This window comes from Barnesiella sp. CU968 (assembly GCF_905219685.1).
Classification (GTDB): Bacteria; Bacteroidota; Bacteroidia; order Bacteroidales; family Muribaculaceae; genus Lepagella; species Lepagella muris_A.
This window is the reverse complement of record NZ_CAJMXD010000132.1, coordinates 1-7,217: the sequence shown is the minus strand read 5'-3', so window position 1 is coordinate 7,217 and position 7,217 is coordinate 1. Positions and strand designations below refer to the sequence as shown.

Annotated in this window: 5 protein-coding genes; all 5 read right to left on the bottom strand. The window is 45.7% G+C overall.

Annotation, left to right across the window (positions count from 1 at the left end):
* Positions 1-79: 79 nt before the first annotated feature.
* The gene (locus tag JX312_RS06690; RefSeq protein ID WP_204457465.1) at positions 80-1,894 is read right to left on the bottom strand and encodes an aminotransferase class I/II-fold pyridoxal phosphate-dependent enzyme; all 1,815 of its coding nucleotides are present in this window, start codon (positions 1,892-1,894) and stop codon (positions 80-82) included.
* A gap of 24 nt (positions 1,895-1,918) precedes the next feature.
* Entirely contained in the window at positions 1,919-2,641 is a 723-nt protein-coding gene (locus JX312_RS06685) for a tyrosine-protein phosphatase (protein ID WP_204457464.1), read from the bottom strand.
* A gap of 14 nt (positions 2,642-2,655) precedes the next feature.
* Positions 2,656-5,070, bottom strand: a complete 2,415-nt coding sequence (locus JX312_RS06680; RefSeq protein ID WP_204457463.1) for a polysaccharide biosynthesis tyrosine autokinase — start codon at positions 5,068-5,070, stop codon at positions 2,656-2,658.
* Between the two features lie 19 nt (positions 5,071-5,089).
* On the bottom strand, positions 5,090-5,944 hold the full coding sequence (locus JX312_RS06675; RefSeq protein ID WP_204457462.1) for a polysaccharide biosynthesis/export family protein: 855 nt from the start codon (positions 5,942-5,944) through the stop codon (positions 5,090-5,092).
* A 10-nt stretch (positions 5,945-5,954) separates the two neighbouring features.
* Positions 5,955-7,082, bottom strand: a complete 1,128-nt coding sequence (locus JX312_RS06670) for an MraY family glycosyltransferase (protein WP_204457461.1) — start codon at positions 7,080-7,082, stop codon at positions 5,955-5,957.
* Positions 7,083-7,217: the final 135 nt, after the last annotated feature.

Genomic DNA, 7,217 nt, shown 5'->3' with positions numbered 1-7,217 from the left:
CAACCATAAAAGGCCTCAAGGAAGCCACAAGATTCACTANATAAAANNTTTCGAATTAAATTTAAACAGTTTCTTACACCTAAAGATATGATAACAATGCAGTCACCAATGCTTTGTTATCACGTTTATCCCTAACAGCTATCCTTATAAATTCCTTATCATGTGGGAAGCCGCGCTTACCGCTACAATCCTTAATAAGAATATTATGATCCTTGAGAAGCAGAACAGCGAGTTCATGTGCCGTAAACCGATCTGTCACCTCACACAGGAAATAATTAGCCTGCGATGGCAAAACCCTAAGATAAGGAACAAGTTTAAGGATATTCTCAAAACGATCCCGTTCTTCTTTGAATTTGTCACACGCCAACCTGTAAGAATCTTCATACTTTCCGAATATCTGCATATAATATTCTGCAAACGAATTTATATTCCAAATAGAAACCTCCTTGCGTATATTTGAGATCATTGACCTATCGGAAGATGCAATAAAACCCAACCTCAAACCAGGCACTCCATAGCTCTTTGATATGGATTTCACTACATACAGACAAGGATACTTCTCAAGGATATCATTCTTGATAAGAGACATATTTTTATCTACTGTTGAAAAATCAACAAAAGACTCGTCTATCACGAGTTTGATGCCTCGCTCTCCCGACCATCCTGCCAATTTGTTTAATTCTTGCCAGCTAAGTATGTTTCCGGAAGGATTATCCGGGTTGATCACTATCAAATTATCAACCTCATGTTCAGAAAAATAAGCGATTATATCATCTGATGTATATCGGAAATCAGGATAGCTTGTTTCATAAATCACCAGCTTTTCTTTATCTATACGATTAGGATATTCTTCAAACGTCGGATATATCACGCCTATCTTACCTCTTAGATTCTCAACAAGCACCTTAATCAGTTCTGCAGCACCATTCCCAACTGCAATATAATCGCTTTTTACATTGAAATATTTCGAAGCCAGCATAGAATTAACACCCATGCCGGAGGGATACTGACGGAGCAATGTTCCGAAGTTTGATCCGATCTCGTCAACCATCCTTTCCGGAGGAAAATAAGGATTCACGAGATAACAGAAATCGAGCAGGCATTGATATCTCCAATATCCCCCATATGAATGGTTAAGGTTATATAAACGGCATTCCGGATCTGCAAACATAGTCTCGGCAATATGCAAATCCTGAATGTCATCGATCTCGTACCAACCGTTGGCATCTACAGGAACACCTTTTATACGGATATTACCCACCAATACAAGAAGACTGAGCACCTGCTCATAATATTCATTTTCGCCTATCGACTTTATATATGCCTCAAGAAAGGGAATATATTGGGAATTAATAAACGAACGAGACAGCTTGTATATATTTACTGTCTTATAGTAATTGTCTATATCTGAATAGCAGAAAGCCTTTTTATTTATAAAATTAACAATATTATTGTCGCCATCTATCTTCACCATTGTTCCATCCATCCATCTCTCATATTTGGAGACTAATGCACAATCGGGATAAGGATATGACAATAATTCATCCAACAGTTCATTCTCAAATATGATATCCGACTCAAGAAGCAGCGTATCATCCTCTTGAAATAATGACCTGGTAAGCGATAATGAATAAATATTGTTGGTCTTATCATATTTGCTATTCTCAACAAACATAATATTCTCGCCGGGATATCGAGACTTCAAATAGTTCTTAAGTTTGTCACCTTCATAGCCTATGACTATAATGATACGTGACAATGACAGACTTAAGAGATGATCCATCATCCTGTCAATGAGTTTCTCATTATTGACAGAAATCATACATTTTGTATTATTCGCTGTCAGATCACCAAGCCTACGCCCCATTCCGGCGGCTAATATTATTGCTTGCATAGCTACATCTTTATAGTACGTTCTTTATATTCCCGGATTCTTTGCCACTTTGATAAGCTGTTCCAGCGAACTTGATTTCTTCGGGCGCTGCTCCACGCAATGATCAAAGAAGGAAAGGCGGTGAATGTCGCTGCCACACACATCTATCATACCTTCCTTTAGCAACCATTCGCATTTCTTGCGTGCCGACTCTCCATAGCCCCCTACAAGAGAGATGATGTTGGTCTGAAACAACACGCCGCGCTCTTTCCATTTGCGGTAATCGCTCTCATCCATGTAGCGGTAACGCTCCGGATGGGCAAGCACGGGAACATAACCGAGTGCGAGCACACCCTCTATCATGTCGTCCATGCCGAGCGGGGGGTTCATATAGCTTGTCTCCACAAGGAGGTGATTGCCCGAATCACCTATCGGGAGGAATTCATTCCGCTCCAGACGCTCTTCAAACAACGAATCGAGCATGTTTTCGGAAGCGAGACAAAGTTCAATATTTCCGGAATATGCATTACGGAGAATATCGAAGCTTTCGCGCAACCCTTCGGGTGTATTGGGGAAATCTTCCATCACATGCGGAGTCAGCCACACTTTTCCGACACCGATCTCTTCGTATCTTTTCAGCACCTCAAGTGACTCCGCAAGCGTATTTATGCCATCGTCTACTCCGGGGAGTATATGGGAATGCCAGTCGGTGAAACCGCCGAACAATCCTGAATCTATCAATTTTTCCGTTGATCTGAATAGCCACATAATCTCAAAACTGCTTAACCGTAATAGCCATACGCGCCATATGATTTACGCGATGCCGCCTCCGTGCCGTTGAGCACTATGCTCATCTGCTTGAAGCGTTTGTTCCTGTAGATTGCGTCTATTTCTTCAAGTGCCTTGCGATCAAGGAGTCCGGCACGCACAACGAATATGGTACGGTCCACATATTTTTCCACAATCTGCGTGTCTACCACAACATCTGTCGGCGGACAATCCACAAATATGTAGTCATATTCTTTTCTCGCCTCATCAAGGAACTGACCTATCCTGCCGTTGTCAAGAAGCTCCGACGGATTGGGAGGGCGATGACCGATAGGCATGACCGACATCCCATTCTGACCGGCAACCGGCACGACGAGACTCTGCCAGTTGTCTGTGTTACCGGTCAGATAGTTTGAAAGACCTTTCGAGGGCATGTCGACAAACTGCGATGCGGAACCATGACGGAGATCGCCGTCGACAACGAGCACTTTCTTCCCTTTCAGCGCGAACGAGGCGGAAAGGTTGAAGGAGATAAACGATTTGCCGCTGCCGGGGTTGAATGAGGTGATCATTATGACATTGCCCCCTTCTTTGCCACGGATCATGAAGTCTATGTTGCCTCTCACAATCCTGAACGATTCGCTGACAGCGTCACGGCTTCCCTCTTTGACCGCCACGACCACACGCTCAAGCTCCTTGCTGTTCTTCTTGGCGGGCAAGAGACGAGCCATCCGGTCTTTGATCGATTTCTTGCCAACAAAAGGTATCTCGCCGGCGAACGGCGCAGACATACGGTCAAGGTCTTTGCGGCTGCGGACTTTGGTATCGGTTGCCGATATTATATAAATCGCCACTCCGGGCACGCACAACCCGAGAAACATGCAGATCGCAAGGATGAACTTGACTTTTGGAGCCACAGGCTGAAGCGAACCGGTAGGAGGCGTGATTATGCGAGTGTTATCGGCGGTAAACTTTTGGGTAAGCTCATTCTCTTCTCGCTTCTGAAGGAGATAGAGATAAAGTGATTCCTTCACTTTCTGCTGACGCTCCACACTAAGTAGATACTTCGCCTGTGTCGATCCCGAGGCAAGCTGGCTTTCTGCTGCGCCTTTTGCCCCTTCCATATTCCTTAGACTCTTATTCAGTGCCACAATCTGACCATTGATAGCATTCACGATAGCCTCCCGAAGACCTTTGATCTGACCGTCATAATCCACAACAAGAGGGTTGGTGTCAGAAGAACTTGCAGCCAGAGTGTTGCGTGTCAACAAGAGATTGTTATAATTGCTTATCTGGGCTTCGAGAGTGGGTGAGCCAATACCCGTATTTACAGGTATCACGCTCTTCGCATTGCCAGGATTGTTCAAATAATCGCGCAAATAAATAGACATCGACATTTGGTTGGTCACCTCAAGCATCTTGTTTGACATCTCAACAGACTGTTTCATCTGTGTCTTTGCAGCCTCCTCAAGATTCGGCACACGATGGTCACGTTTAAAATCGAAAATCTCATTATCTACATTGCCGAGTTCCCTTTCAATCAGCCTCAGACGGTCGTCTATGAAGCTTGAAGTGGCGACAGCCACACGGTTTTTATCATATACCCAGTTGTCGTTGTATACCGCCACAATCTCGTTAAGCACATCCACCGCACGCTGTGTCGACACATCTTTCATGCTGAGGTCAATCACATCCGCATCCTTGTCGGCAAGGTCAGCCTTGACGAGTCCGCCGTAGGTCTCCACGGTGCTCTGCATCCCGTCGCGCTCCACGATAATCTCGGTGACAGGCTTGTTTTTCTTCCCCTTTGGCGCAGTGTAATTTCCGTTGGCGGCTATGGATACTTTCCCCACGGGTGTCTCTATCGGTCCGGCACCTATCTTCGCCTTGACCTCTTTCTCGATCTCTTCATCGCCGTCGGGTGTCTCAAGATGAAACTTACTCAACACTACATTTCCGTCCTTCCCGAGTTCAATCCTGAATCCGGCACACTGCTGTTCCTCAAGATCATGGAATTTGACATTGACCGGCAGATTGCTGCCATAAAGTGTCTTCTCATGGAATCTGCCCGGAGTGCTGTAGTTCACGTCAAGTCCGAGATTCTTGACGACCTCATACATCACGGCTGGCGATGAAAGCGATATCAGTTCGTTGTTCACATTGGTATTCGAGGAAACCAGTCCCAGCGACGAGAAAGCGTTGCTGATATCAGCCACACCTCCGCCTCCGTCCTGATCCTTGATCAGAAGCTCCATACTGCGGGAATATACAGGCTGCTGGCGAAGCACATAAAGCACGCCCAGACAACAGAAAAGCACTATTGAAACCGTAAACCAACGCCATTTCGAAAGACAACACGCCAGAAAGTCTTTAAGAGAAAACTCCTCTGCAGCTTCCGACTCTTGCGTAACGTTTATATTATCAGACATCTCGATTCTTGTTTGTTGCTTACTTATTGATAAAAACCGCCAGAGTGGTCACGACCGAGGTCAGCAATGATGCAACCGACACCCAGAAACCTACACTNAGAGCGTTATNGCCGTTGACTGTGCTCGCACGTTTTTTCTGTGAATTGGGTTCCACATATATCACATCGTTCTGGCTGAGATAGAACGCCGGATTCTTCACAAGCGACGCGGCATCCGTAAGATCAAGCACATAGGTATTGACATTGCNGTCTTCGATGCGCACGACCTTCACATTCTTGCGCTGACCGTCCACCGTCAGGTCGCCGGCAAGCGCAAGAGCCTCTATAATATTGATATTATCGCGGTTGAGGTCATATCGTCCGGGCTTGTTGACCTCCCCGATGATGCTTATGCCCGTGCTCAGGAAATCGACAATAACCGTGGGGTCTTTCACAAGCTCCCGCCCCATCAGCTCTCCTTTTATATATCCCGAAAGTTCCGACCGGGTCATGCCGGAAACCTTGATATCGCCAAGCACAGGGAAATCGATCTCTCCGGAGGGCGAGACCGTATACGACGCCACGCTTTCCGACTGGCCTCCGGTATATGTACGCAACTCGGCACCCGTCCCGTTCGTGCTTCCTCCCTGCCCGACTCTCGAGGAATAGACCGGAAGATTGAACAGAGCCGACAGCTGCGGATCCTTGGATTTCACTATTATCGACAGCTTGTCGCCCGGCTTCACCGTTATCGGCGCATTCTGCGCGGTCTGCAGAATTACGGATGAATCAACATCCTGGAAATATGCCACATCTTTCGGCACCTTGCACCCGGTGAGCGCCAACGCCACAATCCCGGTTATAAAGCCTCGCATCACGAGACGGAATCTCTTCATATATTAAAAGTTAATCATATAAAACTTTGCCCAGACGGCGCTCCCTTGCTCTTATAATCCTTGTGAGCAAAACATTGAGCGCAACCCATAGCAACACATCTCCTAATATTATCAATGTCGGCTGCATCACGCGGCTCATCAATACGTTGATAATAACAAACAACATGTCAAAAGCCACTATCGAGACCAACGCCTGCCACTGGAGTAACCCCAATGCCAGAAACTTATGATGGATATGACATTTGTCCGGAAGAAACGGATTGCGTCCGTGTCTCACTCTATGGAAAAACACTCTGGCGACATCAAAGCAGGGCAATATCAGCGGAGACACCGCCATTATGAAGATATTGCTCCCCGATGACACAGCATCTTCCGGAATATTGAACACCGCAATCGTAAGGAAAGCGAGCATAATACCTATTGTCAGAGAACCGGTGTCGCCCATGAATATCTTTTTCTGTTTCTCTGGATTGCCGAAGACATTGTAATAGAAAAAGGGTATCAGGGTTCCGAGCGTAGCTCCTGAGAGAACCATCCATGCGTATTCCTCATAAACACAGAAAACATATGAATACCATCCAAGGGCCACGGCACTCAGACCGGACGCGAGTCCGTCTATTCCATCTATTAGATTAACGGCATTTACGACATATATTATACAGAAGCCTGTAATTATCCATCCGATCCAAGCCGGAATCGACCTGAGCCAAAGAAATCCATACAGATCGGAAACCCACATTCCCGAAGCCATTATAAGTATGGCGGCTATTATCTGCAAAAGAAACTTGCCTCTGTATCTCACGCAGACAAGGTCATCAGCCATCCCCACAAGATAAATGAGCATCGCGCCGCATACAAGAAAAAAAAGCGGCACTGTCACGACACCCGTCAGAGGAATTATCTCCGCATAATGAAAATGAAGATTGAATCCCGCGACGAGACAGAACGAGAATATCAACGCCGGCAGAAACGCCACTCCTCCGAGACGCGGCACGATTCCGCGATGTATCTTGCGTTCATCAACCGTATCGAACAATTTCTTGCGAAAAGCGATCAGAAGAATTTTAGGGATTATCAACCCTGTGATAAGCACCGACAGCGCCAAAGCCAAGACATAGTTCTGTATCCAATAAGCCATAGTAATATGCAATAAAGGTTTTAGTTTTTTTGTTTACGCAGAATAAATTTAAGGTTAGAGCACTAGTGTCTCTTAAAAAGTGTTAATCAAATTCGAGGTCAAGAGTTGGATGGCAATTTGCTATTTGTGCTGGCT